Below are 1,547 nucleotides of genomic sequence, written 5' to 3' on the forward strand. Positions count from 1 at the left end.
GTCTGCGTGCCCGGCGTCTTCCTCCCGGCTGTGCCCGGCGGTTCTTCGTGGGCCGGCGGGCACCGCACACGGGCTTGGCCGCTTGTGTGGCGATCGCCGGGATGGTGGCGCGTGCCTGGACGCGCGCCGGTCTCCAGCCGCCGCTGCGAGGGGCTCACTTGCGGCGCCACTCGCTGGCGACGACGATGCTGCGCCGCGGCGCCTCGTTGGCGGAGATCGGCCAGCTGTTGGGCCATCAGTTGCCGCAGACCACGGAGATCTATGCCAAGGTCGACGCCTGCGCGCTGGCCGAGCTGGCACAGCCCTGGCCGGGAGCGACGTCATGAGCGTGCTCTCCGCCGCCGTGGACGACTACCTTGCCTTGCGGCGAGGGCTGGGCTTCAAGCTGACCGCCGTCGGCCGCGATCTGCACCAGTTCGTGCGTTTCGCCGAGCGCGAAGGTGTCGCGTCGGTCACCACCGAGCTGGCCCTGCGCTGGGCGATGCTGCCGAGCAGCGCCTCGCCGGCGCATTGGGCGCGACGGTTGGGCATCGTGCGCCAGTTCGCCCGCTATTACCGTGCCCTGGACCCCCGCACCGAGATTCCACCGGCGCAGTTGCTGCCCTATCGCTATGTGCGTCCATCACCCTACGTCTACCGCGACGAGGAGATCGCGGCACTGATTGATGCGTCCGCGCGGCTGCCGTCGCCAACCGGGCTGCGGGCAGCGACCTATGCGACGCTCTTCGGCCTGTTGGCCGTCAGCGGGATGCGCATCGGCGAGCCACTCGCGCTGGACCGTGCCGATGTGGACCTGGCTGGCGGCAGCCTGAGTATCCGCGGCGCGAAGTTCGGCAAATCGCGCTGGCTGCCGCTGCATCCGAGCACCACGGCCAGACTGGCGCGCTACGCCGAGCGCCGCGACTGTCTGTATCGCGCACCGCCGGCGCCGAGCTTTTTTCTCTCCGAGCAGGGCGCCCGGCTCACCACCTGGAGCGTGCGCGCGACCTTCGTCACGTTGTCGCATCAGATCGGCCTGCGTGCGCCCGAGGATCATCACGGCCCGCGGCTGCACGATCTGCGCCATCGCTTCGCCATCCGCACCCTGCTCGATTGGTACCGCAGCGGCGCCGATGTCGAGCAGCGCCTGCCGCAGCTCGCGGCCTACCTCGGCCATGCCCATGTCGGCGATACCTATTGGTATCTCTCCGCGACGCCCGAGCTGCTGGCCCTGGCTGCGCGGCGCCTCGACGCAGAGTGCAGCGGGGAGGGGCAGCCATGAGTGCCGAGGCCAACTTGCCGCGTCTGCTGGAGCAGTTCTTTACCGAGCGGCTCATGCAGCAGCGTCAAGCCAGCGCGCATACCATCGCCAGCTATCGCGATACCTTCTCGCTGCTGCTGCGTTTCGTCCAGGCGCGAACCAAGAAGGCACCTTCCAAGCTGTCGTTACAGGATCTGGATGCACCCGTGATCGGTACCTTCTTGGATCACCTCGAGCAGGGACGCGGCAATGGTGCCCGCACGCGCAACGCCCGCCTGGCGGCGATACACGCCTTCTTCCGCTATGC

3 protein-coding genes are annotated in these 1,547 nt (G+C 68.9%); all 3 read left to right on the forward strand.

Annotated features, from left to right (window positions below):
• Positions 1 to 326, forward strand: a 326-nt coding sequence (locus I6U14_RS15640) for a tyrosine-type recombinase/integrase (RefSeq protein ID WP_296900450.1), incomplete at its 5' end; no start/stop codon positions are given.
• Positions 323 to 1,261: a tyrosine-type recombinase/integrase gene (locus I6U14_RS15645; protein WP_296900451.1), complete on the forward strand. Its 939-nt coding sequence runs from the start codon at positions 323 to 325 to the stop codon at positions 1,259 to 1,261. The genes I6U14_RS15640 and I6U14_RS15645, both read left to right, overlap by 4 nt.
• Positions 1,258 to 1,547 (forward strand): site-specific integrase (locus I6U14_RS15650; protein ID WP_296900452.1); only part of this gene is annotated, 290 nt, incomplete at its 3' end. The genes I6U14_RS15645 and I6U14_RS15650, both read left to right, overlap by 4 nt.

The sequence above is a fragment of the Thiohalocapsa sp. genome (assembly GCF_019695415.1).
GTDB lineage: Bacteria > Pseudomonadota > Gammaproteobacteria > Chromatiales > Chromatiaceae > Thiohalocapsa.